This is a genomic window from Streptomyces sp. RK62 (assembly GCF_018070255.1).
GTDB lineage: Bacteria > Actinomycetota > Actinomycetes > Streptomycetales > Streptomycetaceae > Streptomyces > Streptomyces nigra.
Map to the genome: position 1 here is coordinate 123,785 of NZ_JAGPYD010000004.1, position 25,595 is coordinate 149,379.

The following is a 25,595-nucleotide window of genomic DNA, read 5'->3' on the forward strand; positions in this document are numbered from 1 at the left end:
TATACGTTTATGTACTTTTTCACACGGAGGGGTGCACTGTGACGCAGAGCCCGGCAGCCCCGATTCCCCCGCCCACGGAGCGCCGACGCCTGCGTGAGGCCGGGTCCTTGACACAGGCTCAGGTCGCGGAACGGGTCGGCGTCAACCGCCGGACGGTACGCGCCTGGGAGACCGGCCGCACGGTTCCGCAGGGCCCGGAGGGGGAGGCGTACCTGGAGCTGCTGAGGTCCCTGGAGGAACGGAGGAGGGATCAGGAGCCGGTCGCCGATGTCGACGTGACGCCGGATCAGCCCTTGGAGGAGGGTGAGGGCGACATCGAGGGCGAGGGCGACGGGCTCGGCCTGGATGCGGGGCCCGCTCCCTCCGCCCGGACCGACCGGCCCCTCACGCCCGCCCAGGCGTTCGACGCTCTCTACGCCTTCTGCGCCCCCGGCCTCGTACGGCAGACCTATCTGCTCAGCGGGCGGCGCGAGCTGGCGCGGGAGTCGGTCGAGCGGGCCTTCCAACTCGCCTGGGAGCGCTGGCCCGAGGTGGCCCGGGACCCCGACCCGGCGGGCTGGGTGCGGGCGGCGGCGTACGACTTCGCCCTGTCGCCCTGGCACCGGTTCCGCCCCCGCTACCGGCACCCCGAGCCACCGCCCGCCGACCGGGCGGACCGGCTTCTGCTCGACGTCCTGCTCGACCTGACACCGCCGCAGCGCCGCACCCTGCTGCTGTACGACGGGGTCGGGCTCGATCTGCCCGAGACCGCGGCCGAGACCGAGGCGAGCACCCCGGCCGCCGCCAACCGCATCCTGCACGCCCGCGCCGCCGTCGCCACCCGGATGCCGACCCTGTCCGACCCGGACGATCTGCACCGGCGGCTGGCCGAACTGGCCTCGGCGGAACGTCTGCGCGCCCCCGCCCCGGCCGCCGTGCGCGAGGGCAGCGAACGCCGGGCCCGGTTCTGGACGCGCGCGGCGATCGCGTTCACCGTGGCGCTGATCGGCACGACCGCCCTGACGCTGCGGACGGCCCCGACCCACTACGAACCGCCGGTGCCGCCGGGGGCCACCGTGCGCGGGGTGCCGCCGCCGGTGGCGCCGGGGCCGTTGTCGCACAAGGAGCAGAAGCTGCGCGACAAGCTCCGTTCGGAGCTGCACCACGGCCCGGAGCGGCTCGCGCCCCAGCCCTTCTAGCCTTCTCGAGCATGGAAACGTCGGTGGGCCCGCCCCCGGAAGGGGACGGGCCCACCGACACGTCGGCGCGATGCCGGGGCGCTGACTCAGCCGCCCAGGATCTCGCGGGCCAGCTTCGCGGTCTCGGTCGGCGTCTTGCCGACCTTGACGCCGGCGGCCTCGAGGGCCTCCTTCTTCGCCTGCGCGGTGCCGGAGGAACCGGAGACGATGGCGCCGGCGTGGCCCATGGTCTTGCCCTCGGGCGCGGTGAAGCCCGCGACGTAGCCGACGACCGGCTTGGTCACGTTCTTGGAGATGTACTCCGCGGCCCGCTCCTCGGCGTCGCCACCGATCTCACCGATCATGACGATCAGGTCGGTGTCGGGGTCGGCCTCGAACGCGGCGAGCGCGTCGATGTGCGTGGTGCCGATGATCGGGTCGCCACCGATGCCGACGGCGGTCGAGAAGCCGATGTCACGCAGCTCGTACATCATCTGGTACGTCAGCGTGCCGGACTTCGAGACCAGGCCGATGCGGCCCGGCTTCGTGATGTCGCCAGGGATGATGCCGACGTTCGAGCCGCCCGGGGTGATGATGCCGGGGCAGTTCGGGCCGATGATCCGGGTCTTGTTGCCCTTCTTGCCGGCGTACGCCCAGAAGGCGGCCGAGTCGTGCACGGCGATGCCCTCGGTGATCACGACGGCCAGCGGGATCTCGGCGTCGATGGCCTCGACGACGGCGTCCTTGGTGAACTTCTCCGGCACGAAGATGACGGAGACGTTGGCGCCGGTCTTCTCGATGGCCTCCTTGACGGTGCCGAAGACGGGTACCTCGGTGCCGTCGAAGTCCACGGTCTGACCCGCCTTGCGCGGGTTCACGCCGCCCACGACGTTGGTGCCGTCACCGAGCATGAGCTTGGTGTGCTTCATGCCCGTGGCGCCGGTCATGCCCTGGACGATGACCTTGCTGTCCTTGTTGAGCCAGATAGCCATGGTGTGTTGTGTCCTCGTCCTGAGTGCTTACTTGGCGGCGTGGGCCAGCTCGGCGGCCTTGTCGGCCGCGCCGTCCATGGTGTCGACGCGCTGGACCAGCGGGTGGTTGGCGTCGGTGAGGATCTGCCGGCCGAGCTCGGCGTTGTTGCCGTCGAGGCGGACGACGAGCGGCTTGGTGACGTTCTCGCCGCGGTCCTCGAGCAGCTTCAGGGCCTGGACGATGCCGTTGGCGACCTCGTCACAGGCGGTGATGCCGCCGAACACGTTGACGAAGACGGACTTGACGTCCGGGTCGCCGAGGATGATCTCGAGGCCGTTGGCCATGACCTGGGCGGAGGCGCCACCGCCGATGTCCAGGAAGTTGGCCGGCTTGACGTTGCCGTGGTTCTCACCGGCGTACGCGACGACGTCCAGGGTGCTCATGACGAGACCCGCGCCGTTGCCGATGATGCCGACCTCGCCGTCGAGCTTGACGTAGTTGAGGTTCTTCTCCTTGGCGGCGGCCTCGAGCGGGTTCGCCGCGGCCTTGTCGTGGAGCTCCTCGTACTCGGGGTGACGGAACTCGGCGTTGTCGTCGAGCGACACCTTGCCGTCCAGGGCGATGACCTCGCCGGAGGCGACCTTCGCGAGCGGGTTGACCTCGACGAGGAGGGCGTCCGACTTGATGAAGGTGTCCCACAGCTTGATCAGGACGTTGGCGACCTTGTCCGCGACCTCGGCCGGGAACTTGGCGGCCTCGACGATCTCGCGGGCCTTGGCCTCGTCCACGCCGTCGATGGCGTCGATCGCGATCTTGGCGACGGCCTCCGGACGGGTGGCCGCCACCTCCTCGATCTCCATGCCGCCCTCGACGGACGCGATGGAGAGGAAGGTGCGGTTGGCACGGTCGAGGAGGAAGGAGACGTAGTACTCCTCCAGGATCTCCGGCGCCGTCTCGGCGATCATCACCTTGTGGACCGTGTGGCCCTTGATGTCCATGCCGAGGATGTCCGTCGCGCGGGCGACGGCCTCGTCCGGGGTCGCGGCGAGCTTCACGCCGCCGGCCTTGCCGCGGCCACCGACCTTCACCTGGGCCTTGACGACGGACTTGCCACCGAGACGCTCAGTGGCTGCGCGGGCCGCCTCAGGCGTGTCGATGACTTCACCGGCCAGCACCGGTACATCGTGCTTGGCGAAGAGGTCCCTCGCCTGGTACTCGAACAGGTCCACGCGCTTCCGTCCCTATCAGTGATCTCGCGGTTCGTTGGATGCGTGGGCGTGCCGCGAAGGGCAACGTGACGTCCGCTCTGTCACAAGGGAGGCGCACACGGTGTCCGAGCGCGCGGCATGTCCGTCTCGCAGGTTATCGCCGCATGGCGGGAGCCTCTAAATCGCGGGTCACACGTGAGCGGTGATACCTGTCACATGATGCCGCGATCGGTGGATATCACTGGCACGGCGTGCCGAACGCGTGGTCGAGAGGGAAGGACCTCACCGGGTTGGGGTTGACCCGGTGAGGTCCTCTGAACAGCCCGGAAGCGGCGGAACAGGGCCGCTTCGGTGGGCCCTGGCCGGGGTGATCCCCACCCCAATGGGGATCACCCCGGCCTGTCCGCGGGGTCCGGACCCGAACGACCGACGGCTTTCGCCCGTCCGGGTCCGCGACACCCGCGAGTCGGAAGGCGGCGTCATGCGACGCCGGGGGGTGCCGGCCGGAGGCGCCGGGGGCGCTCTGCGGGCCGGGGGTGGTGTGGTGCGGGCCGGGGGTGCTGTGCTGCGGGCCGGGGTGCCGGTCTCTGGCGAGGGGGCGCGATGGCGGGCGGCTGCCCTGCCGGGGCCAGGGGTGCGCGTCCGGAGTCGCGCGGCGCGAGGTCGCGAGGCCCGGGGTGAGGCGCGGGGTGGGGAGCTCAAAGGCGGGGGACGCGCCGGCTGCCGGGCCGCTACGGCGAGAACCGCAGCGGCGGCGGTTAAGCGGGGGAAACCGGGACGTCCCCGCTCCGGTCCCGTGTCTCGTCCGACTCCGCCCGGACGGCGGCGCCGGGCACCAGTCGCACCGGCACCCGGTACTCCAGGGACACCGCATGGGCGTCCGCGTACCGCAGCCCGCTGTTGTCGCCGCTCGAACGGCTGCCCGGCACCCCGGCCGGCTGCTCCACCGGCGCCGGACGCATGGGGCCGTATCCGAACGGTGCCTCCGGCCGCGCGGCGACGACGTCCCCGGCGTCCCTTGCGCTGGAGCCGACCGCCTGCTCGCGGTGCGGGTCACCCCAAGGACCGTAGGCGCCCGTCATCGTGCTCGGCTCGGCTGTCCTGGTCGTCGCGGTCGCCCTCTTGGCGTTACGGCCCTTGCCGTCCCGGTGCTTCCCGGAATCCGGTGTGCCGGGCTCGGGCGCCGGAGCGGTCCCGCCAGGCTCGGACGGGCCGGACGGGTCGGGGAGCTCCGGCAGCCCGGGGAGATCCGGCAGGCCCGGCGCTTCGGCGGCGGGCGGATCCGGCAGATCCGGGACCTCCCAGTCGGGCCAGTCCGGCACCCCGGGCGGTGTCGGCGGCGTGACCGGCGGTGCGGCGGGCGGCGGCAACCGCTTCTGCACCTCGGTGAGAGCCGCACCCACCGTCTGCTCGACGGTCCGCGCCACGCCGTCCGTCACGCCCGTCACGGTCCCTACGAGGTCGTGCGTGGGCCGGGCCTTCGGGGCCACCGGCGGGCTCGCGGCCGACTGGGCCGCCTCGCCTGCCTCCACCCGCGTCCCCACCAGTGCACCCACACCCTCCGCCGCACCGGCCCGCTCCCCGCAGACGAGCGCCAGCGCGAACAGCCCGCCGACGAGCAGCGCCAGTTGGAGCGCACGCCGTCCGGCCGCGGCGCGCGGGACGCGCACCGCGGCAGCGGGTGAGGCGGCGGGCGGGGACACGGTGGGGAGCCTCCCGTGGGTGGAGCAAGGACGTGGGTGGGGCGAAGTGCTTCGGTGGAGCAGGGGGCTTGGGGCGCTGGGGTGTATGCGCTTACGGAGGACGCCACGCCCCTGCGGAACGCAGATCCTCGCATGCCCCTCCCGCGGTCGCGCAAGCCCCGTGTGGCCGTTGGCCACTCATGTCCGTTTTTCTGGCCGGAGTCCATCGCCCACCCGCTCAACGCCTCCCCCGCGACGGGCCGTCAGGGCGTGTCCGGCACCGGGATCGGCCGCTTCTCGATGGCCGCCGCCATCACCTCCGGGAACAGGTCGGGCGTGCAGGCGAAGGCCGGCGCCCCCAACGCCGCCAGCGCCGCCGCGTGTTCACGGTCGTAGGCGGGCGCCCCCTCGTCGGACAACGCCAGCAGCGCCACGAACTGCACCCCCGACGCCTTCATCGCCGCGACCCGCTTGAGCATCTCGGCGCGTATGCCGCCCTCGTACAGGTCGCTGATCAGCACCACCACCGTCTCGGCGGGACGGGTGATCTGCGACTGGCAGTACGCGAGCGCCCGGTTGATGTCCGTGCCGCCGCCGAGCTGCGTGCCGAAGAGCACGTCGACGGGATCGTCGAGCTGGTCGGTCAGATCGACCACCGCCGTGTCGAAGACGACGAGCCGGGTGTCGATGGACCGCATCGACGCCAGCACGGCCCCGAACACCGACGCGTACACCACGGACGCCGCCATCGACCCCGACTGGTCGATGCAGAGGACGACCTCCTTCTTCACCGACTGCGAGGCGCGCCCATAGCCGATGAGCCGCTCCGGCACGATCGTGCGGTACTCGGGCAGGTAGTGCTTGAGGTTGGCCGCGATCGTGCGGTTCCAGTCGATGTCGTGGTGGCGCGGCCGGTTGATCCGCGCGCTGCGGTCGAGGGCGCCCGTGAGGGTGGCCCGGGTGCGGGTGGCGAGCCGCTTCTCCAGGTCCTCGACGACCTTGCGCACCACGGCCCGCGCCGTCTCCTTCGTCGTCTCCGGCATGGCCCGGTTCAGCGAGAGGAGCGTGCCGACGAGGTGCACGTCGGCCTCGACCGCCTCCAGCATCTCCGGCTCCAGCAGAAGGGTGGACAGCCCCAGCCGGTCGATGGCGTCTCGCTGCATGACCTGGACGACGGAGGAGGGGAAGTAGGTCCGGATGTCACCCAGCCAGCGCGCCACGGATGGCGCCGACGCCCCGAGCCCCGCCGAACGGTCCTTGGTCGTCTGCTTCTTGTCCCCTCTGCCGTAGAGGGAGGTCAGCGCTCCGTCCATCGCGGCGTCCCTGCCGGAGAGCGCGCATCCGGTGCCGTCCGCGTCGTCCCCGCCCAGCACCAGCCGCCAGCGGCGCAGCCGCTCCCCCGCCGGGTCCCTCACCTCGGCCGTCATCAGCACGTCCCCCTTCGGCGCCGTTCCCACAGCGGCATCACCAGCACGGCCCGGGGCGTCGTCGCCCTCGCCGTGGTCTGGGCGCGGCCCGGGTGCCGTGCGGCACCCGTCGTCCCGGCGCCGGTGTGCTCCCGGCGCTCCAGCAGTTCCTCGGTCCTCATCCCGTCGCCCCCACAAGGTCGTCGGCGGCGGGGCGGCCGCGCCCGGCGGCCCCGTCCTCCGTCCCGTCCAGTCCCAGCAGCAGGCGTACGACCGGCACCACCGCGTCCGCCCGCTCGATGTCCAGCTCGTCGGCGAAGCCGGGTATGCCGCCACCGGCGGTCCCCACGCCCTGCCGTTCGCCCGGGCCGCGCCGGACCAGCTCCCCCAACGTCCGCCGCACGCCCGGCTCGTACGCCGAGAAGGTGCGCCGCAGCAGCGGCAGCACGTCGGTGAACGCCTCCGCCGGCACCCCCGTCAGCCAGGTGTCGACCAGGCCGAGCAGCCGCTCGTCGTGCACGAGCAGCATCCCGCCGCCGGAGCCCCCGCCGACGAAGCCCTCGATCCACGCCGCCGCGTCCGCCGGCGGTGTCCCCGGCGACAACGCCAGCCCCATCAGCCGCGCGGCGTCCTCCTGCCGCAGCTCCCCGTCGTCCAGGAGCAGCCGCACCGCTCGCCCTCTGATGACGCCGGGCACGGTGTCCCGTCCGGACAGCACGCGCAGCACCTTGTGCCAGCGGCGCCGCATCCCGGTCTCCGCGTCCCCGAGCAGCCCCAGCGCTCCGTGCACCGCGTCGACATGGCGCCGCATCTCGTCCGCCGCGTCCGCGTCGAGGCCGACGCAGGCCGGGGGCAGGCCGACGAAGACGCGCTCCGCGAGTCCGGCGGCCACCTCCGCCAGCGCGCCGGTGTCGGTGCCGCGCACATCGCCGTACCGCAGGGAGCGCACCAGCGCCGGCAGGGCCTGGGCGAGGTGACCGACGTCCGCGTCGAGTGCCGCCCGGTCGGCCAGGACGCCCATCACCACGGGCAGCGCGTCCGGCAGCTCCGCCAGCAGGCAGCGCTCGGCCAGCGCCGTGACGTCGGCGAGCCCCGGCGCGGCCACGGCGTCGGCCTCGGCCTTCGCGGTGGCCGCCATGAGCACGGTGGTCCCCCACACGCCGGCCTCGGCGACCCGCACCGCCAGCTCCGGCTCCCACCGCAGCCGCCACGTCTCCCGGAACGTCCCGGTGCTCCCCCGCGACGCGACCGGCTCGCCCCAGGCCACGCCGAGCAGCCGCAGCCGGTGCAGCAGCCTGCTGCGCTCGGCGTCGTTCTCCTTGCGCAGGTCGAGCTCCAGCTCCCGCTCCAGCGCCTCCGGCCTGAGCCGCAGACGGCGCTGGACCCGGTCGAGATCGCGCTGCAACGGCACGGCCGGCGCCGACTCCGGCACCTCCCCCAGCACATCCCCGACGATCAGCCGGTCCCGCACCAGCTCCAGAGGAACGTCCGAGCCCTCGCACATCACCGCCCGGATCGCGTCGGTGGTCTCGCTCAGACCCGGCAGCGGGCGGCCGCGCACCACCGCCAGCGTCTCCGCGAGCCGGACCGCCTCGATGACATGGGCCGAGGAGACGATGCGGTCCTCGTCCCGCAGCAGTCCGGCCACCTTCGTCATCCAGCGCTCGACGGGCCGGTCCGGCGCACCGAACAGATGCCCGTACCACCCGGGTGAGTCGATGCCCGCTCCGTAGCCGCTCGCGCGGGCCAGCCGGCGGTGCGTCCACGGCACCCAGGTCATCTCGGCCTTGACCTTGGGCAGCCCCTTCAGCAGCGCCTTGTCGGCGATGACCGTGCTCTTCTGCCGCAGCGCGGGCACATGCCACGCCCCGCACACGACGGCGACGTCGTCCCCGAACTCCCGCTGGGCGGCGCGCATCTGGAGGCGCATATAGGCCTCGCGGATCAGGTCCCGGTCGTGCCCGCCGCTGCCGTACACCTCCCGCAGGGCGGACATGGCCTCCTCCAGGCCCAGGAAGGGCGCGAACGCGTCCCCTCCGGCCGTGCCCCGGTGCTCGACGACGTCCTCCCACCAGCGCTCGGGATCGTCGTAACCGGCGGTCTCGGCGAGCACGGCCAGCGGGTCGACCCGGACGTCGGCCGGGGCCTCCTGCGGGTCCTCCGGCTCGGCGGTGGGCTCGGGCCGCTGGTCGCCGTCCCGGCCCCACGCCAGGGTGTGCGTGGCCGGCAGGTCGATGAAGCGGGCGGGGACCCGGTGCTCCAGCGCCCAGCGGAGGGCCACCCACTCCGGGGAGAACTCGGCGAGCGGCCAGAACGCCGAGCGGCCGGGCTCGTCCACGGCGTGGGCGAGAAGGGCGACCGGCGGCCGCATGCCCTCGTCCCCGGCGAGCGCGACCAGGACGTCGGCCTCGGGCGGCCCCTCGATCAGCACGGTGCGCGGCCGGGCGGCGTCCAGCACCGCGCGGACCGCCCGCGCCGACCCCGGCCCGTGATGCCGTACGCCGAGCAGCAACGGCCCGGCGGGCCGGGCCAGGGAGGCAGCCGCGGCGCCCCGCTCGGCCGGGCCCGTGTCCCGTGCTCCGGAGCCCGCCCCCGCGTCTTCCCCTGCGGACCTCTCAACGCCTGTCACTTCGACCCCCTCGCTCCGCGCCACCGTCCGTCCCCCGTTCACGCCGCACCCCGTTCACCTCGCACCCTCGCCCCCATCCAGGCCGCGCGCCCCCGTGCACGCCACACCCCGACCGTGCCGTGGGTGCTCACCCCGCCTGCGTTGCTCGCGGCGTCACTCCCCCGCGCACCGCATGTCCGGACCGCGCCCGGCGACCGTCACGCCTCCGCCGGCCGGACGCGCCGCCCGGTTTCGATCCACCGGCGGGCTTCGACCCTCCGCCGGGGCGACCCCATCCGAGGTCGTCGCTCATGCACTCACCTCCCGGCAGGCCCGGTAGAAGTCCGTCCAGCCGTCCCGCTCCCGGACGACCGCCTCCAGGTACTCCTGCCAGATGACGCGGTCGGCCGCCGGGTCCCGGACGACGGCGCCGAGGATGCCCGCGGCGACGTCCCCCGGCCGCAGCACCCCGTCACCGAAGTGGGCGGCCAGAGCCAGGCCGTTGGTGACCACGGAGATCGCCTCGGCCGTCGAGAGCGTGCCGCTCGGCGACTTCAGCTTCGTCCTGCCGTCGGCCGTGACCCCGTCGCGCAGCTCCCGGAACACGGTGACCACGCGGCGGATCTCGTCGATGCCGTCGGGTGCCGTCGGCAGATCGAGGGAGCGTCCGAGCTGGTCGACACGGCGGGAGACGATCTCCACCTCCGCGTCGGCGCTCTCCGGCAGCGGCAGCACGACCGTGTTGAACCGGCGGCGCAGCGCGCTCGACAGGTCGTTGACCCCGCGGTCCCGGTCGTTGGCGGTGGCGATGAGGTTGAAGCCGCGCACGGCCTGCACCTCCTGCCCCAGCTCCGGTATGGGCAGCGTCTTCTCCGACAGGATCGTGATCAGCGTGTCCTGCACGTCCGCCGGGATACGGGTCAGCTCCTCGACCCGCGCCGTCATGCCCTCCGCCATGGCCCGCATGACCGGGCTGGGCACCAGGGCGTTCCGGCTGGGTCCGTGCGCGAGCAACTGCGCGTAGTTCCAGCCGTAGCGGATCGCCTCCTCCGGGGTGCCGGCCGTGCCCTGCACCAGCAGCGTCGAGTCGCCGCTGACCGCCGCGGCCAGGTGCTCGGAGACCCAGGTCTTCGCGGTGCCGGGCACGCCGAGCAGGAGCAGGGCGCGGTCCGTGGCGAGCGTGGTGACGGCGACCTCGACGATGCGGCGCGGACCCACGTACTTCGGGGTGATCACCGTGCCGTCCGGGAGGGTGCCCCCGAGCAGATAGGTGGCCACGGCCCACGGCGACAGCTTCCAGCGGGCCGGGCGCGGACGGTCGTCCTGCGCGGCCAGCGCGGCCAGTTCATGGGCGAAGGCGTCCTCGGCGTGCGGTCGCAACGCCTGGTCCGCCTCCGTCTCCCCCGCGTCGACGGACGTCGGCTCAACGGACACAGTCATGGCAAAGTCCCCCTCCAGCTCAGCCGGTTCGGATCTGGGTCCAACCCTGCACCACCCCACTGACAACGCGTCGTGACCTGCGGAGACACCGCCGCCGACCGCTGCGCCGGACCGATTGTCAGTGGCGGGATCTACCTTCGGAGACATGACTCAGCAGGGGGTGCGCTGGACCGCGGACCAGGTGCTGGCACTGGCACCTGACGCCGCATCACGCAAAGCGGGAAGCAAACTCGGGGCGGCGGGGCCGTGGTCCGAGGCGGGGAGTTCCGACGAGGGGACGGTGTGGGGACTGTGCAAGGGCAGTGGCAGCAAGCCGTATCAGACGGTCATCGATCTCGCGGACGCCTCCGGGCCCGCGTACAAGTGCAGTTGTCCCAGCCGTAAGTTCCCGTGCAAGCACGCGCTCGGGCTACTGCTGCTCTGGGCGGGCGGGGACGGGGCCGTGCCGGACGGGCAGGCGCCGGACTGGGCGGAGCAGTGGCTGGCGGGCCGGCGGCAGCGCGCCCAGGAGAAACGGGCGGCGGGCCCGGCCGGCTCTTCCGCGGCCGCGGCCGATCCGGAGGCGGCCAGGCGCAGGGCGGAGCGGCGGGCCCTGCGGGTCACGGCGGGGGCGACGGAGCTGGAGCAGCGGCTCGCCGATCTGCTGCGCGGCGGACTGGCCGGTGCGGAGCAGGCGGGGTACGGGCTGTGGGAGGAGACGGCCGCCCGGATGGTCGACGCCCAGGCGCCCGGGCTGGCCGCCCGCGTGCGGGAGCTTGGTTCGATACCGGCGTCCGGTCCCGGCTGGCCGGTCCGGCTGCTGGAGGAGTGCGCGCTGGTGCACCTCCTCGACCAGGGCTGGCTGGGCCATGAGCGGCTGCCCGCCGAGCTGGCGGAGACGGTCCGCTCGCGTGTCGGCCTGCCGTCCTCGGCGGACGGTCCGCCGGTGCGGGACCGCTGGCTTGTGCTCGCGCAGTACGACACGGCGGACGTGAAGCTGACGACGCGCCGGATCTGGCTGCATGGCGCCGACTCGGGCCGTACCGCGCTCCTCCTCTCCTTCGGTGCCGCGGGCCGCGCCCCGGAGCTGACCCTGCCGGTGGGACTCGCCCTCGACGCGGAGGTGTCGGCGTACGGGGGTGCCGGGCAGGTACGGGCGGCCCTGGGCGAGCAGTACGGACCGCCCGCGCCGACGGCGATCCGGCCGCCGGGGGTGACGACGGCACAGGCCGCCGCCCGGTACGGCGAGGCGCTGCGCGACGATCCCTGGCTGGACTCGGTGCCGGTCACATTGGACCGGGTCGTGCCCGTCCCGGACGGCGACGGCTGGCAACTCGCGGACGCCGAAGCCGACTCTGCTCTGCCGCTCACGGCGGCCGCCCGCTCACGGCCGGGACTGTGGCGGCTGGTCGCCCTGTCGGGCGGCGCGCCCGTCACGGTCTTCGGTGAGTGCGGCCATCGCGGCTTCACCCCGCTGACGGCCTGGGCGGACGGGACGGGAGAGGCGGTGCGCCTGTGGTGACCGTCCGGCGGCGCCCGCCCCGAGGCGCGCGCCCCTCACCGCACCCATCGCACCCACGGCACGACGGCAACGGCAGAGAGGGACGAACGACATGAACAGCCCTTCGCTTCCCGTGGACTCACCGGCGCCGGGCGCCTGGGAGGAGCTCGTCACGACGGCGCTGCTCGGCACGGACCGGCGCACACTCCCGGGCTGCCCGCCCAGCCAGGAGGCCCCGGTCGCGCTGCTGGACCTGGCGGCCGTCGAGACCGTACGGCGACGGGCCGGGCTGCGTCCGGCTCGCGCGGCGGAGCGCCCGCAGCCCGCTCCCGAGGATCCGCGACCGGCGCTTCCTCCGGCGGCGGCCCGCAGGCTGGCGTTGCTGCTGGCGGACCGTCCGGGGACGGGCAGTGGCCGCCGGGGCTCGGCGCCGGACCTGATGGAGCTGCTTCCGCAGTGGCTGGCGGCGGCCAACGAGCGCGGCTTCGCCCCTCCCCCGCAGGCGTTGCCCGCGCTGCTGGACGCCGCCCGGGGGCGTACGGATCTGCGGCCGGCGGCGCTGACCTTCGCCGGCCCACGCGCGATGTGGTTGGCCCGGCTGAACCCGGACTGGCGGTTCGCGCTGCGTACCGCGCCAGGCGGAGGCGCCGCGCAGCCGGCGCTGGAAGACCCGGCACAGGTGGAACAGCTGTGGCAAGAGGGGCTGTTCGCGGAGCGGGTGGCTTTGCTCGCCGCGATCCGCGCGCGGGAGCCGTCGGCCGCCCGCGAGCTGCTGGCCACGACGTGGGCGACGGAGCGGGCCGAGGACCGGCTGATGTTTCTGGACTCGCTGCGTAATGGGCTGGGCCCGGCGGACGAGCCGTTCCTGGAACAGGCGCTCGGCGACCGCAGCCGTAACGTCCGGGCGACGGCGGCGGAGTTGCTGTCGGCGCTGCCGGGCTCGGCGCTCGCGGCCAGGATGGCGGTCCGGGCCGGGGCGTGCGTGGCCGTCGATCACACGGGGGACGCGCCGACGCTCACCGTGGAGGCGCCGCACGAGTGCGACGCGGCCATGGAGCGCGACGGCGTCGTGGCCAAGGCACCGCCGGGCCGGGGTGAACGGTCGTGGTGGTTCGGTCAGTTGGTGGAGGCGGCGCCACTGGGGACCTGGCCGGGGCGGCTCGGCGGGCGGACACCGGACGAGATCGTCGCCCTGCCGGTGGGCGACGACTGGCAGGGCGAGCTGCACGCGGCCTGGTGCCGGGCGGCGGTGCGACAGGGGGACGCCGAGTGGGCGAGGGCGCTGCTCGGATCGCCGGCGGCTCCGGAGGCGGGCGGTCCGGGGGCGGTCTCCCTGGCCGAGCGCGCCAAGCTCCTGGCCACGCTGGACGCCGGGGAGCGAGCCGAGTGGGTCGCCGGGTTCATCGCGACGCACGGGCTGTCGGAGGCGTTCCAGCTGCTGGGCGTGTGCGCGGTGCCGTGGGGCGGGCCGCTGGGACGCGCGGTGGTCGACGCCCTCAACATCGCGCGGGACGCGGGGAGTTACCCGTGGAGCTTCAGCGGGGTGATGGGCCTGGCCGAACGCTGCCTCGACCCGTCCGAGGCCGGCCGCCTTGACGGCCTCCTGGCGATACCGGACGAACCGGAGGACGCGTCCCCGGGGGCGACGGGCTACTGGGCGGAATCCTTCCAACGCCTGGTGACGACGCTACGGCTGCGCGCCACGATGATCACCGAACTGAACGGGTCGGAGGCCGCCCGGGCGTGAGCGGTGACCTGCCGGGCGCCGGGCACATCCGACGCACAGAGGGCACGGGTGCGCCCGGCGCGCAAGGCGGGACGTGGGCCCGCCCCACGGAAAATCCCCGTGAATCACCCCGCCCGCAGGGCATCTGGGGCTGCGGGCTGGAGGCGCCCGGAACCGGACGCTGCCCTGGGGGGACTCACACCATCAACCCGGGGCGCAGCCCCACCGGCGGTCACCCCAGTCACACCCGAGCACCCCGGCGCCCCACCGGCGCATCCCGGCTCCGCCAAAGCCCCCAGCACCGGGGCACGCCACCCCCTGAAGGCCCGCGCCGGCGACTACGCGCCGGCCGGCTGCCGTACGTTCTCGCGGACCCAGTCCACGATCGACTGGGTCGTGGCGCCCGGCGTGAAGATCTCCGCGACGCCCTTCTCCTTCAGCGGGGCGATGTCCGCCTCGGGGATGATGCCGCCGCCGAACACGAGGATGTCCTCCGCCTCGCGCTCCTTGAGGAGGTCGATCACCGCGGCGAAGAGCGTGTTGTGGGCGCCGGAGAGGATGGACAGGCCGATCGCGTCGGCGTCCTCCTGGATCGCCGTGTCGACGATCTGTTCCGGAGTCTGGTGGAGGCCGGTGTAGATGACCTCCATACCGGCGTCGCGCAGCGCCCGCGCGATCACCTTCGCCCCGCGATCGTGGCCGTCGAGCCCCGGCTTGGCGACCACCACGCGGATCGGACCGGCTGCCACACCCATCACTGCCTCCATGAAGCGACTACATCCATCCGTACCGACAAGTACCGCTCACATATGAGGTATGCCGCACTCGGCCTACTTGTCATACATGGTGCACGTATCGCACTGTCCGTCACCCGTTCCGGCACGCACCGCGCCGGACGTGCGACGACCGCACGGACGCCCGGGCCACACCGCCCGGAAGTGAACGCACGTTATCTCCAGCATCCCGCAACCGGCAGTTTCGCGGTGCTGACCGAGGGGGAAATCACACGTGGGACACGTTCGCCGCGCAGGTTCCACTCATCGCGGCACACGCGCCGCGGCGATGAGCGGTGCGCGCGTCGCGGCGGGACCCCGCGCACAAGGAGCCGCAGCGAGGTCGTCGCACCACCGCGCCACCGGACGGCGCGCCGTGGTGATGCGACACGTCGGCGGTGGCACGAAGGGCACGTAGGGCAGGTAAGGCACGACAAGCGGGAGCTCGTCGCCCCACCGGCAGCAAGCCCCCTCAGGTCATCGGCGCCGCACGGCCGCCCGGGCCGGCGCACCTCTCACGCCTCGCTCACCCCGCTTCCCTTCCGCTGCCCGCCCGCCGGCCGCCTCCGCCGCGACTTCCCACGAGGGCACACGGGGGCCGGAGCCGTCTCCTGCGTGCCACAAGGAGGTCGGCCATGAAGGTCACCGGGGCACTCCCCTTTCTCCCGTTCTGCCGACGCCTGCTCCCGAGCGGACTCGCCGGCCTCTCCCTCACCCTGCTGAAGGCGACCGCCCTGGAGATCGCGATCCTGGCCGGTCATGTGCTGCTCTATCCGTCCGGCATCGCCCAGGAGCGCCGCTCACCCGGCGCCCTCCCCGCGCGGGACACCACCCGGCTGCCGGCCGAGGCGGCACCGCCCGTCGTCCTGCTGCACGGTTTCATCGACAACCGCTCGGTGTTCGTCCTGCTGCGCCGCAGCCTCGCCCAGCACGGCCGGCACCAGGTCGAATCGCTCAACTACTCCCCGCTGACCTGCGACATCCGCACCGCCGCCGAGCTGCTCGGGCGGCATATCGAGGGCATCTGCGAGCGCACCGGCAGCAGCCGGGTCGACATCGTCGGCCACAGCCTGGGCGGTCTGATCGCGCGCTACTACGTGCAGTGCCTCGGCGGCGACCTCCGGGTCCGCACCCTCGTCACCCTCGGCACACCGCACTCCGGCACCAGCGTCGTGCCGCTGGCCAACGCGCACCCGATCGTGCGTCAGATGCGTCCCGGCTCGGCCCTCCTCGAGGAGCTGGCCAGGCCCGCGCCCGGCTGCCGTACGCACTTCGTGAGTTTCTGGAGCGACCTCGACCATCTGATGGTGCCGCTGGAGACGGCCTGTATCGACCATCCCGACCTGATCGCGCAGAACGTCCGGGTCACCGGAATCGGCCATCTCGCCCTGCCGGTCCACCCGGCCGTGGCGACCGGCATACGGCAGGCCCTCGACGCCGTCCCGACGGAGACGGGCACCTCCCGGGAGACCGGCGGCCTCACCGTGGCCTGACGGCGGCCTCACCGTGGCCTGACCGCGGCCGACCGGAAGCACCCGGCGAGCCCCACGGCCCTCACGACACCCACTCGGCTTCGAACAGCCTTCGAACACAAAGCCAAAGTCGCGCCCGCTGACCGCCAAATCACGGCCGAATGCCCGTTTCCTGCGCGCCTAAAACCTGCCGAAGATTGTCGCGCCCGCGTACCGCCGGGTACAGTCGCCGCACTGCTCTGGCAGCCCCTGTTGTCGAGGCGAGAGAGAAGTTGGTGAACGATCGTCACCCGTCGGGGACCATGACCTCCCCGGTCTCGGCCTCCGATGCCGCCTCGGCGCAGTACGCGTCGTACGGCACTCAGGAAGCGCCCTACGGTGACGCGAGCGCGTACGGCACCTACGACGCCACCGGCTACGCGGCCGGCCACGCGACCACGACGTTCGACGCGGACCCCCTCTTCGGCAGCCTCCCCGGCGACGGCACGGGCGCCTACGACGCCACGCAGTGGTCCACCGGTACCCACACCACGCACTACGACACCTACGCGGGCGAACAGCACGGCGAGCAGCACACCGCCTACGGCACCGGCGCGTACGACACGAGCGCCTGGACCGCCGAGCACGAGCGCCTCGACTTCGTCCCGCAGCAGGCCAACGGCCATGACGTGTCGGGCCAGTGGGACGCGCAGGGCTGGCAGCAGCCCGACCAGTCCGGTGCCGCCCCGGCCGACCCCACCCAGCAGTGGGAGTGGGGCACACAGAACTTCGACACCGGCGCGTACGACGCCACGCAGTGGAACTCCGACGGCGGTTCCACGCAGGCGACCGACGCGTACGACACGTCAGCAGAATCCTTCGACCAGCAGGCCACCGCGCACTTCGACCAGGTCGAGCACACCTCCTACGACCAGTCCGCGTCCTACGACGAGCACTCCGCGTACCAGGACCAGTACGAGGACCAGACGCCGTACGAGGACGGGTCGCGCTACGACGGAACCGACCAGGACGGCGCCGAGGCGGCCTCGACCGGTCAACTCCCCGTCGTGGAGCCCCTCCTGGACGACCAGGAGGAGATCACCCCGGCTCCCGCGCCGCGCGCCGCCTCCCGCGGCGGGGCGCGCTCCCGCCGCCGTACGCCTCCCAAGCGCTCCGCGCTGCTGACGATCGCGGTGCCGTCGGCGTGTGTGATGGGTGTGGCGGGTATCGCCGCCGCGTCCGTCGGTGACCTCACCGACGACAAGGAGCCCCGCACGCTGGCGTCCGAGGGCGAGGCGGTGAAGCCGTCCGCCGCGAACAACAAGCTGGACAGCCAGCTCGAGAGCCTCTCCGCCGGTGCCGACGACTTCGCCGACCGGGCCAGCCGGACGCAGGAGCGCATCGACCTCAAGGCGCAGAAGGCCGCCGAGAAGCGGAAGGCCGCCGAGGAGGCGGCCCGCAAGGAGCGGCTGCGCCCGAAGTTCGCGGTCCCCGTCGCGCAGCACGGCCTCAGCGCCTACTTCGGCCAGTCCGGCATCAACTGGATGTCGGTCCACTCGGGCATCGACTTCCCGGTCTCGTACGGCACCACGGTGCTGGCCGCGACCGACGGCACCGTCCGCACCCAGTGGAACAGCGCCTACGGCAACATGATGATCGTGACCGCGAAGGACGGCACGGAGACGTGGTACTGCCACCTCTCCACCTACCGCGTGGCCTCCGGTACGACCGTCAAGGCCGGTGACCCCATCGCGTACTCCGGGAACTCCGGCAACTCCACGGGTCCGCACCTGCACTTCGAGGTCAGGCCCGGCGGGGGTTCGGCGATAGACCCGCTGTCCTGGCTGCGCAGCCACGGTCTCGACCCGTCGTAGATCCGCCTGCGCGCACCGCATCCGGAACGCCCGGCCCCCGTCCGTCCGACGGGGGCCGTCTCATGTCCGCGGCCGAGCCGCCGGCGAGGAGCCGCAGCCCCGCCGGCGAGGCGCTACAGCTTCTCCACCGGCGCGTACCGCAGCAGCAGCCGCTTCGGCTTGACGTCGCCGAAGTCGATCGTCGCCTCGGCGTTCGCGCCCGTGCCCTTCACCGCCATCACCGTGCCGAGCCCGAACTGGTCGTGGGTGACCCGGTCCCCCACCGCCAGCTGCACGACCGGCTTCTCCGAGGTGCGGCGCGTCGCGAAGCCGGACGCGCCCGACGCCGAGGAGCGCGAGCGGGACGAGGACAGCGACGCCGCCACACCGCCGGCCGGACCGGACGACAGCGGCGAACTCCCGCCCGTCCGCTTCCAGTCCACGTGCATGGCAGGGATCTCCTCCAGGAACCGCGACGGCGGGTTGTACGACGGCTGCCCCCAGGCGCTGCGCATCGCGGAGCGCGTCAGATACAGCCGCTCCCGCGCCCGCGTGATGCCGACGTACGCGAGCCGCCGCTCCTCCTCCAGCTCCTTGGTCTCGCCGAGGGCGCGCATGTGCGGGAAGACGCCGTCCTCCATGCCGGTGAGGAAGACGACCGGGAACTCCAGGCCCTTGGCGGTGTGGAGGGTCATCAGCGTGATGACGCCGGAGCCGTCCTCCTCCTCGTCCGGGATCTGGTCGGAGTCGGCGACGAGCGCGACCCGCTCCAGGAAGGCGGCGAGCCCGCCGGACTCCTCGCCCTCGGCCTGCTCCTGCTCGAACTCGAGGGCGACGGCCGCGAGTTCCTGGAGGTTCTCGATGCGGGTCTCGTCCTGCGGGTCGGTGGAGGCCTGCAACTCGGCCAGATAGCCGGTCCGTTCGAGTACGGCCTCCAGGACCGTCGCCGGGCCCGCGCCGGACTCGACGATCGTGCGGAGCTCCTCCATCAGCGTGTTGAACCGCTTGACGGCGTTCGTGGACCGCGCGGCCATGCCGTACGCCTCGTCGACGCGGCGCAGGGCCTGCGGGAAGCTGATCTTCTCCCGCTGCGACAGGGCGTCGATCATGGCCTCGGCGCGGTCGCCGATGCCGCGCTTGGGGACGTTCAGGATCCGGCGCAGCGGGACGGTGTCCTCGGGGTTGGCGAGGACCCGCAGGTAGGCCAGGACGTCCCGGACCTCCTTGCGCTCGTAGAAGCGCACACCGCCGACGACCTTGTAGGGCAGTCCGACGCGGATGAAGACTTCCTCGAAGACACGGGACTGGGCGTTCGTCCGGTAGAAGACGGCGACGTCGCCGGCCTTGGCCTCGCCCGCGTCGGTGAGACGGTCTATCTCCTCGGCGACGAACTGCGCCTCGTCGTGCTCGGTGTCCGCGACATAGCCGGTGATGCGGGCGCCCGCGCCCGCGTTGGTCCACAGGTTCTTGGGCCGGCGGGACTCGTTGCGCTCGATGACGGCGTTGGCGGCGCTGAGGATGGTCTGGGTGGAGCGGTAGTTCTGCTCCAGCAGGATCGTCGTCGCGTCCGGGTAGTCCTCCTCGAACTGGAGGATGTTGCGGATGGTGGCGCCGCGGAAGGCGTAGATCGACTGGTCGGCGTCACCCACCACGCACAGCTCGGCGGGCGGGACCTCGGCCTCGGGCGGCACGTCGACGGGGTGCTCGGAGGTGCCGACCAGCTCGCGCACCAGCGCGTACTGCGCGTGGTTGGTGTCCTGGTACTCGTCCACCAGCACATGGCGGAAGCGGCGGCGGTAGTGCTCGGCGACGTCCGGGAAGGCGCGCAGCAGGTTGACCGTCGTCATGATCAGGTCGTCGAAGTCGAGGGCGTTGGCCTCGCGCAGCCGCGACTGGTAGAGCGCGTACGCCTGGGCGAGGGTCTTCTCGAAACCGTCGGTGGCCTGGGCGGCGAAGTCCTCCTCGTCGATCAGCTCGTTCTTCAGGTTGCTGATCTTGGCGCTGAACGACTTGGGCGGGTACCGCTTCGGGTCGAGGTCGAGGTCCCGGCACACCAGCGCCATCAGCCGCTTGCTGTCGGCGGCGTCGTAGATCGAGAACGACGACGTGAACCCGAGCTTCTTGCTCTCCCGGCGCAGGATGCGGACGCAGGCGCTGTGGAAGGTCATCACCCACATCGCGTTCGCCCGCGGTCCGACGAGCTGCTCGACGCGCTCCTTCATCTCGCCGGCGGCCTTGTTGGTGAAGGTGATCGCCAGGATCTGGCCCGGATGCACGTTCCGCTCGCCGAGCAGGTACGCGATGCGGTGCGTGAGCACACGCGTCTTGCCGGACCCGGCACCGGCGACGATGAGCAGCGGGGTGCCGGAGTGGACGACGGCCGCGCGCTGGTTCTCGTTGAGCCCCTCCAGCAGCGCGGCGGCGTCGAGGGCCGGGCGCGGGGCGCCGTCGCGGTAGTACGCGTCGCGGTCCGGCGGCACGTCGAACTTCCCGCCGAACAGATCGTCCGGAATCGACTCCGGAGTGTGATCGTCCTCGGGCGGTGGCGGGTGCTCTTCCCCGTGGGCCCGTGGGGCCTGGAGGTCCGCCAGGAAGCTGTCGTCAAAGAGGCTGCTCATCGCTCTCCGAGTCTAGGCGGCCCCACCGACAACCGGCCGCCGTCCCGAGAACATCACACCCTCCGGTCCGCGGCCCGCCTCCACCCGCAATCACCTGGTGACCGTCCGAAGTCACCCCATCACGTCACACACCGCCCGGGATCAAGCCCCATTATCGGCGCATAGCTCACAAACGGGGTGAATAGTCGCCAACACGGACCGATCATCCGCCGGAGGGCCCTCGGCCCCCTCCCCTGACCGAAGGTCACGAAAATGTATCGGGCATATCGCACATCAACCTTCACAGCGGCCACACCAGTTGGCTACCGTGCCGGGCAGGCCGTACGACCCCCACCGGCGATCGACGCCGGGCCGCACGGCCTCCGCCGAGTCCGGTGCATCCGGAGCCGGGGACCCACCGAACCCGGGGTGAATCGGCCCGACTTCCCGTCCAGGGAACGGCCGTAGGGCAAACCTTCCGAGCCACCCGCCCGAACCCGACAGCTAACTCGGTAGGCGGAGCACGGAAGGAGTCGCCTCCCTTGGCGTCGCACCGCAAGTCGCGTCCCTCCGGTACGCGCGTGGCAGGCATACGGACCCCCGCGCTGGCGACCGCGGCCCTCACGTCCGTGGCCCTGCTGTCCCAGACCGCTCAGGCGAGCCCGTCCTCCGACGACCGGCCGAGCCTCGAAGAGGTCGAGAAGAAGGTCGACGACCTCTACCGCCAGGCGGAGTCGGCCACCGAGAAGTACAACGCGGCCAAGGAGAAGACGACCAAGCAGCGCAAGCGGGTCGACACCCTCCTCGACGACGTCGCCCGGCGCACGCAGAAGCTCAACGACGCGCGCGAGGAGCTGGGGCGCAACGCCGCCGCCCAGTACCGCACCGGCGCCACCGCCCCGGACACCGCGACGTTCCTCCTCGCGGACACGCCCCAGGACTACTTCGACCAGTCCCAGCTGATGGACCGTATGACGGGACGTCAGAAGGAGTCGGTCGACGACTACTTCACCGAGCAGTCCGCGACGATGAAGAAGCGGCAGGAGGCCACGCAGAGCCTCGAGACGCTCACCGAGTCGCAGAAGGACCTGCGGACGGCCAAGTCCACCGTCCAGAAGAAGCTCGCGGACGCGCGCCAGCTGCTCTCCGAGCTGACCGCGCAGGAGAAGGCCCGCCTCGCCGCGATCGAGAAGCGCAAGCAGGAGGAGGCCGCCCGCAAGGCGGAGGAGCTGGCGCAGCAGCAGGCGGAGGCCGACCGCAAGCGCGAGGAGGCCGCGCGGCAGCAGGAACAGGAGAGCCAGGAGCAGGGCACCACCGCGCCGGACGCGTCGTACGCCACCAAGGCGCAGAAGGCGCTGTCCTTCGCCCGCACGCAGATCGGCAAGCCGTACGTCTGGGGCGCCACCGGCCCGGACTCCTACGACTGCTCCGGCCTCACCCAGGCCGCCTGGAAGGCCGCCGGGGTCGACATCCCGCGCGTCACCTACGACCAGGTGAACGCCGGCACCACGGTCCCCGTGTCCAGCGCCCAGCCCGGTGACCTGGTCTTCTTCTACGACGACATCACCCACGTGGGCCTCTACATCGGCAACGGCATGATGATCCACGCCCCGAAGCCCGGCACGTACGTGCGCGAGGAGTCGATCTTCTACGACGGCGAGTCGTCGATCCACAGCATCGTCCGGCCGGCCTGACGGACAGCGGACAGCGGACAGCGGCAATGGGAGGGGGCCCGTGACCATGACGGGGGTCGTGACGGCGGTCAGCAGGAACGAGGTGTACTCGTTCACGAAGCCGAACCGGGAGAGCATCACGCTCCTCGCCGGTCTGGGCGTCGACGGGGACGTCCACGCCGGGGTGACGGTGAAGCACCGCTCGCGGGTCGCCCAGGACCCCACCCAGCCGAATCTGCGCCAGGTGCACCTCATCCACGAGGAACTGTTCGGTGAGCTGGCCGAGGCGGGTTTCCGGGTGGCGCCCGGCGAGCTCGGGGAGAACGTCACCACACGCGGCCTCGACCTGCTCGCCCTGCCGGTGGGCACGCTGCTTCGCATCGGCGCCGAGGCCGTGGTCGAGGTCACCGGGCTGCGGAACCCGTGCCTGCAGATCGACCACTTCCAGGACGGGCTGCTCAAGCGGGTCGTCGGGCGCGACGAGGCCGGCCGTCTCGTGCGCAAGGCCGGGATCATGGGCGTCGTCGCGGAGGGCGGTGTGGTCCACCCCGGCGACACGATCGAGGTGGAGCTGCCGGACGGGCCGCACCGGCCGCTGGACCGCGTCTGACCTCCGGTGGGTTCCGTCGCCCCCGCCGATTCACCCACCCCCCGCGCGCGCCCCCACCCGCGCGCCGGTGCCGCGCTCCTTAGCATCGGCCCATGCCCGCCGACACACCCGCGTCCGCGTCGCCCCTGCCCCTCTGGTGGTCGCGACGTCCCCCCGCAGCCGGCGCCTCGGTCATGGCGACCGGCATCATCTCGGTGGCCCTGCACGAGACGGGTTACGCGACCCTGTCCCGGATCGCCCTGGTCCTGGCGTGCGTCGCGTGGCTGGCCCTGGCCTGCGACTTCCTCGCCCGGCTCCTGTGGCACCGCTCCGAGTGGCTGAGGGAGGCGGTCACCCCCGCCTCGCTCTGCGCCGTCGCCGCGACGGCCGTCCTGGGCACCCGCTTCGCCCTGGCGGGACGGCAGGTGCTCGCCGAGGCGCTGCTGGCCCTGGCGTTCATGCTCTGGCCGGGCCTGCTCTACGTCGTCGTACGCCACTGGCGGCCCGGGATGCCGGGCTCCGTCTTCCTCGGCTGCGTGGCCACCCAGGGCCTCGCCGTCCTCGCGGCCACGCTGGCCGCCACGGCGGGCGTGGCCTGGCTCGCGCACGCGGCCCTGGTGCTGTTCTGGCTCGGTCTGCTCCTGTACGCCGTGGCCCTCACCCGCTTCGACCGGCGGGAGGTCGTCCGCGGAGCCGGGGACCACTGGATGGCGGGCGGCGCGCTCGCGATCTCCGCGCTGGCCGGCGCCCGGCTCCTCGCCGCCGACAGCCGCTCCCTGTACCTGTGGAACGAGGACGACTTCGACGTGCTGCGCACGGTGACCTACGCCCTGGTCGCCCTGGACGCCGCCTGGTACGTGGTCATGCTCGTCGGCGAGATCATGCGGCCGCGCCTGCGCTACGACGTACTCCGCTGGGTGACCGTCTTCCCGATGGGCATGTCGGCGGCGGCGATGCTCTCCGTCGCCGCCACCCTGGACGTCCCGTGGCTGGAGGTTCCCGGCGAGGTCCTGATGTGGATCTCGGTGGCGGTATGGCTGGCGGTCGCCGCCGGAGCTGTACGCAACCACCTCGCGGCCGGTCCCCCGGCCGGTGTCAGGTCCAGAGGACGGCGATGAAGACGTTGGCCAGGGTCAGCAGCCCCACCAGGCCGAACAGCTTCGCGTCCACCTTCTCCTCGTCCCGCTTCACATAGACGAGTCCGAGGATCACGACCAGCAGGGCCAGCTTCACGCCGATCTTGACGTTGTTCACCGACTGGTCGTCGGCCTGGTTGAGGCCGACCAGGATCACCCCGGTGACCAGCATGGTCAGCGCGCCGTGCAGCATCGCCGGCACGAACCGGGCGGTGCCCTGACCCATCGCCTTCATCTGGGTGAGGAAGCCGCCGAGCAGCGAGGCGATGCCGACGATGTGCAGGCCCACGAAGAGGTGGATGAGTACGTCCATGGGGCCGGAGCCTAACGACCGGCCCGGGCCCTGCCGCCACCGGGTGCGCGGCGGCCGCTCAGCTCCCGGCGACTGGCCCGGGCCCTCCCGCCGCCGGGGTGCGGGGCTCACGGTCAGCTCCCCGCAGGCCCCGGCCGGCCGTGCATATATGCGCTCCATAGCAGCCCGTCCCGCCCTCCACCCGCCAAAGCCGCACATCGGTCAGCACACTGCGTGAACAAGACGCCGCTTTCGCGGGATCACGCTCACTTACGGTCACGCCCGGTCCTCTCCCGGCACTTCCGCACAATGCGTTACCGACCCGACACATACCGGTTTAGCGTCCTCCACCAGGTGACCGGCTCCCCACCGCCGCCCGGGCCAGGGGCGGCTGTCGGCCACCACCGCCGAGAAAGGTCCGGCGGCGGTCCGCTCCCCCTGTGCGGGTCGCCGCCGGACGCGCGAGTCCCCCCGATGGAAGGATGTGCAGTCCACGTGGCAGCGCACCGGAAACCCCGCTCGAGACCGGCCGCAGGTGGCGCCGCCCGCACGGCCTGGACGATCGCCCTGGCGGGCGCGGCGACGGCGACGGGGTTCGACGGGGCGGCGCAGGCCGAGCCGCAGCTGACACCGGAGCAGATCAAGGCGAAGGTCGACCAGCTGTACCAGGAGGCCGAGGTCGCCACCGAGAAGTACAACGGCGCGCAGGAGAAGGCGGAGGCGGCCCGCAAGCGGATCCGCACCCTGCAGGACGAGGCCGCGCGCAAGACGGAGAAGCTGAACGCGGCGCGGGACGCGCTGGGTTCGATGGCGGCGGCCCAGTACCGGGACGGCGGCCTCGACCCGGCCTTCCAGCTCGCGCTCTCCTCCGACCCGGACCGCTATCTGCAGGGCGCGGAGTTCGCGGAGCGCGCCGGCAACCGGCAGGCGTCCTCCGTCGCCGGTGTCCGCAGGCAGCTGCGCGAGATCGAGCAACTGCGAGGCGCCGCACGCGTGGAGCTGGCGTCACTGACCTCGCGCGAGGCCGAGCTCAAGCGCCACAAGAAGACGATCACCGGCAAGCTGGACACGGCCCGTGCGCACCTGGCCCGGCTCGGCGGCGACGAACGCGCCCGGTTCGACGACCGTGCCGACCGCTCGGCCTCCGGTGCCCGCACCGCCCTCGCCGCACCCGGATCGACGGCTGCACAGGCCCCCAACGCCCGGGCGGCGGCCGCCGTGTCGTACGCCTACAGCAAGCTCGGCAGCCCCTATGTGTGGGGGGCGACCGGTCCGAACGCCTTCGACTGCTCGGGCCTGACGCAGGCCGCCTACCGCGCGGCCGGTGTCTCCCTCCCCCGGACGACCTACAGCCAGATCGGCGCCGGCCGCAGGGTCTCCCGCTCCGAACTGCTCCCCGGCGACCTGGTGTTCTTCTACTCCGGCATCAGCCACGTCGGCCTCTACATCGGCAACGGGCAGATGATCCACGCCCCCAACCCGTCGGCGCCGGTGCGGGTGGCCCCGCTCGACGAGATGCCGTTCGCGGGGGCCACGCGCGTGGCGTGACGGG

19 protein-coding genes and 1 riboswitch are annotated in these 25,595 nt (G+C 72.7%); of the genes, 9 read left to right on the plus strand and 10 right to left on the minus strand.

From position 1 onward, the window contains the following. Positions 1 to 38 precede the first annotated feature (38 nt). The gene (locus KBY32_RS09360) at positions 39 to 1,178 is read left to right on the plus strand and encodes a helix-turn-helix domain-containing protein (protein ID WP_210979595.1); all 1,140 of its coding nucleotides are present in this window, start codon (positions 39 to 41) and stop codon (positions 1,176 to 1,178) included. Between the two features lie 86 nt (positions 1,179 to 1,264). Here KBY32_RS09360 and sucD read toward each other — a convergent pair whose 3' ends face one another. From sucD to KBY32_RS09395, 7 genes are all read right to left on the minus strand, one after another. After that, positions 1,265 to 2,149 (minus strand): succinate--CoA ligase subunit alpha, encoded by an 885-nt coding sequence (gene sucD / locus KBY32_RS09365; RefSeq protein WP_055625201.1) that lies wholly within the window; start codon positions 2,147 to 2,149, stop codon positions 1,265 to 1,267. Positions 2,150 to 2,176: 27 nt separating this feature from the next. Continuing rightward, entirely contained in the window at positions 2,177 to 3,358 is a 1,182-nt protein-coding gene (sucC, locus tag KBY32_RS09370) for an ADP-forming succinate--CoA ligase subunit beta (RefSeq protein WP_055625202.1), read from the minus strand. 737 nt (positions 3,359 to 4,095) lie between these two features. Next, positions 4,096 to 5,040, minus strand: coding sequence for a hypothetical protein (locus KBY32_RS09375; RefSeq protein WP_210979596.1), 945 nt, complete (start codon positions 5,038 to 5,040; stop codon positions 4,096 to 4,098). 242 nt (positions 5,041 to 5,282) lie between these two features. Beyond that, the gene (locus KBY32_RS09380; RefSeq protein WP_210979597.1) at positions 5,283 to 6,446 is read right to left on the minus strand and encodes a VWA domain-containing protein; all 1,164 of its coding nucleotides are present in this window, start codon (positions 6,444 to 6,446) and stop codon (positions 5,283 to 5,285) included. Beyond that, positions 6,446 to 6,607, minus strand: coding sequence for a hypothetical protein (locus tag KBY32_RS09385; RefSeq protein ID WP_210979598.1), 162 nt, complete (start codon positions 6,605 to 6,607; stop codon positions 6,446 to 6,448). The genes KBY32_RS09380 and KBY32_RS09385 overlap by 1 nt, the downstream gene beginning before the upstream one ends. Then, on the minus strand, positions 6,604 to 9,054 hold the full coding sequence (locus KBY32_RS09390; RefSeq protein ID WP_374224918.1) for a DUF5682 family protein: 2,451 nt from the start codon (positions 9,052 to 9,054) through the stop codon (positions 6,604 to 6,606). Before KBY32_RS09390 ends, KBY32_RS09385 begins: the two co-directional genes overlap by 4 nt. A 288-nt stretch (positions 9,055 to 9,342) precedes the next feature. After that, the gene (locus KBY32_RS09395) at positions 9,343 to 10,473 is read right to left on the minus strand and encodes an AAA family ATPase (RefSeq protein ID WP_210979599.1); all 1,131 of its coding nucleotides are present in this window, start codon (positions 10,471 to 10,473) and stop codon (positions 9,343 to 9,345) included. A 145-nt stretch (positions 10,474 to 10,618) separates the two neighbouring features. Here KBY32_RS09395 and KBY32_RS09400 point away from each other — a divergent pair, with 145 nt between their 5' ends. Beyond that, the gene (locus KBY32_RS09400) at positions 10,619 to 11,974 is read left to right on the plus strand and encodes an SWIM zinc finger family protein (protein WP_210979600.1); all 1,356 of its coding nucleotides are present in this window, start codon (positions 10,619 to 10,621) and stop codon (positions 11,972 to 11,974) included. Positions 11,975 to 12,065: 91 nt separating this feature from the next. Then, on the plus strand, positions 12,066 to 13,700 hold the full coding sequence (locus KBY32_RS09405) for a DUF5691 domain-containing protein (RefSeq protein ID WP_210979601.1): 1,635 nt from the start codon (positions 12,066 to 12,068) through the stop codon (positions 13,698 to 13,700). Between the two features lie 317 nt (positions 13,701 to 14,017). On the opposite strand, the gene KBY32_RS09410 is transcribed toward KBY32_RS09405, so the two are convergent. Next, positions 14,018 to 14,434 (minus strand): cobalamin B12-binding domain-containing protein, encoded by a 417-nt coding sequence (locus KBY32_RS09410; protein ID WP_062663918.1) that lies wholly within the window; start codon positions 14,432 to 14,434, stop codon positions 14,018 to 14,020. Between the two features lie 653 nt (positions 14,435 to 15,087). Here KBY32_RS09410 and KBY32_RS09415 point away from each other — a divergent pair. Further along, positions 15,088 to 15,945, plus strand: a complete 858-nt coding sequence (locus KBY32_RS09415) for an alpha/beta fold hydrolase (protein WP_210979602.1) — start codon at positions 15,088 to 15,090, stop codon at positions 15,943 to 15,945. Between the two features lie 140 nt (positions 15,946 to 16,085). Further along, positions 16,086 to 17,777, plus strand: coding sequence for a M23 family metallopeptidase (locus KBY32_RS09420; protein ID WP_210979603.1), 1,692 nt, complete (start codon positions 16,086 to 16,088; stop codon positions 17,775 to 17,777). A gap of 113 nt (positions 17,778 to 17,890) precedes the next feature. On the opposite strand, the gene pcrA is transcribed toward KBY32_RS09420, so the two are convergent. Next, positions 17,891 to 20,374, minus strand: coding sequence for a DNA helicase PcrA (gene pcrA, locus KBY32_RS09425; protein ID WP_055625210.1), 2,484 nt, complete (start codon positions 20,372 to 20,374; stop codon positions 17,891 to 17,893). A gap of 353 nt (positions 20,375 to 20,727) precedes the next feature. After that, positions 20,728 to 20,887, plus strand: a riboswitch (cyclic di-AMP (ydaO/yuaA leader). Between the two features lie 8 nt (positions 20,888 to 20,895). On the opposite strand from pcrA, the gene KBY32_RS09430 reads away from it, so the two are divergent. The 3 genes from KBY32_RS09430 to KBY32_RS09440 all read left to right on the plus strand — a co-directional run bounded on the left by KBY32_RS09430 (position 20,896) and on the right by KBY32_RS09440 (position 23,733). Next, positions 20,896 to 22,047: a C40 family peptidase gene (locus KBY32_RS09430; protein WP_055625211.1), complete on the plus strand. Its 1,152-nt coding sequence runs from the start codon at positions 20,896 to 20,898 to the stop codon at positions 22,045 to 22,047. 46 nt (positions 22,048 to 22,093) lie between these two features. Continuing rightward, the gene (locus KBY32_RS09435; RefSeq protein ID WP_199835492.1) at positions 22,094 to 22,636 is read left to right on the plus strand and encodes an MOSC domain-containing protein; all 543 of its coding nucleotides are present in this window, start codon (positions 22,094 to 22,096) and stop codon (positions 22,634 to 22,636) included. A 92-nt stretch (positions 22,637 to 22,728) separates the two neighbouring features. Beyond that, positions 22,729 to 23,733 carry a tellurite resistance/C4-dicarboxylate transporter family protein gene (locus tag KBY32_RS09440; RefSeq protein WP_210979604.1) on the plus strand — a complete coding sequence of 335 codons (1,005 nt, stop codon included), beginning with the start codon at positions 22,729 to 22,731 and terminating at the stop codon, positions 23,731 to 23,733. On the opposite strand, the gene KBY32_RS09445 is transcribed toward KBY32_RS09440, so the two are convergent. Continuing rightward, positions 23,711 to 24,064 (minus strand): hypothetical protein, encoded by a 354-nt coding sequence (locus tag KBY32_RS09445; RefSeq protein ID WP_055625213.1) that lies wholly within the window; start codon positions 24,062 to 24,064, stop codon positions 23,711 to 23,713. The genes KBY32_RS09440 and KBY32_RS09445 overlap by 23 nt on opposite strands. Before the next feature lie 474 nt (positions 24,065 to 24,538). On the opposite strand from KBY32_RS09445, the gene KBY32_RS09450 reads away from it, so the two are divergent. After that, the gene (locus KBY32_RS09450; protein ID WP_210979605.1) at positions 24,539 to 25,591 is read left to right on the plus strand and encodes an NlpC/P60 family protein; all 1,053 of its coding nucleotides are present in this window, start codon (positions 24,539 to 24,541) and stop codon (positions 25,589 to 25,591) included. Positions 25,592 to 25,595: the final 4 nt, after the last annotated feature.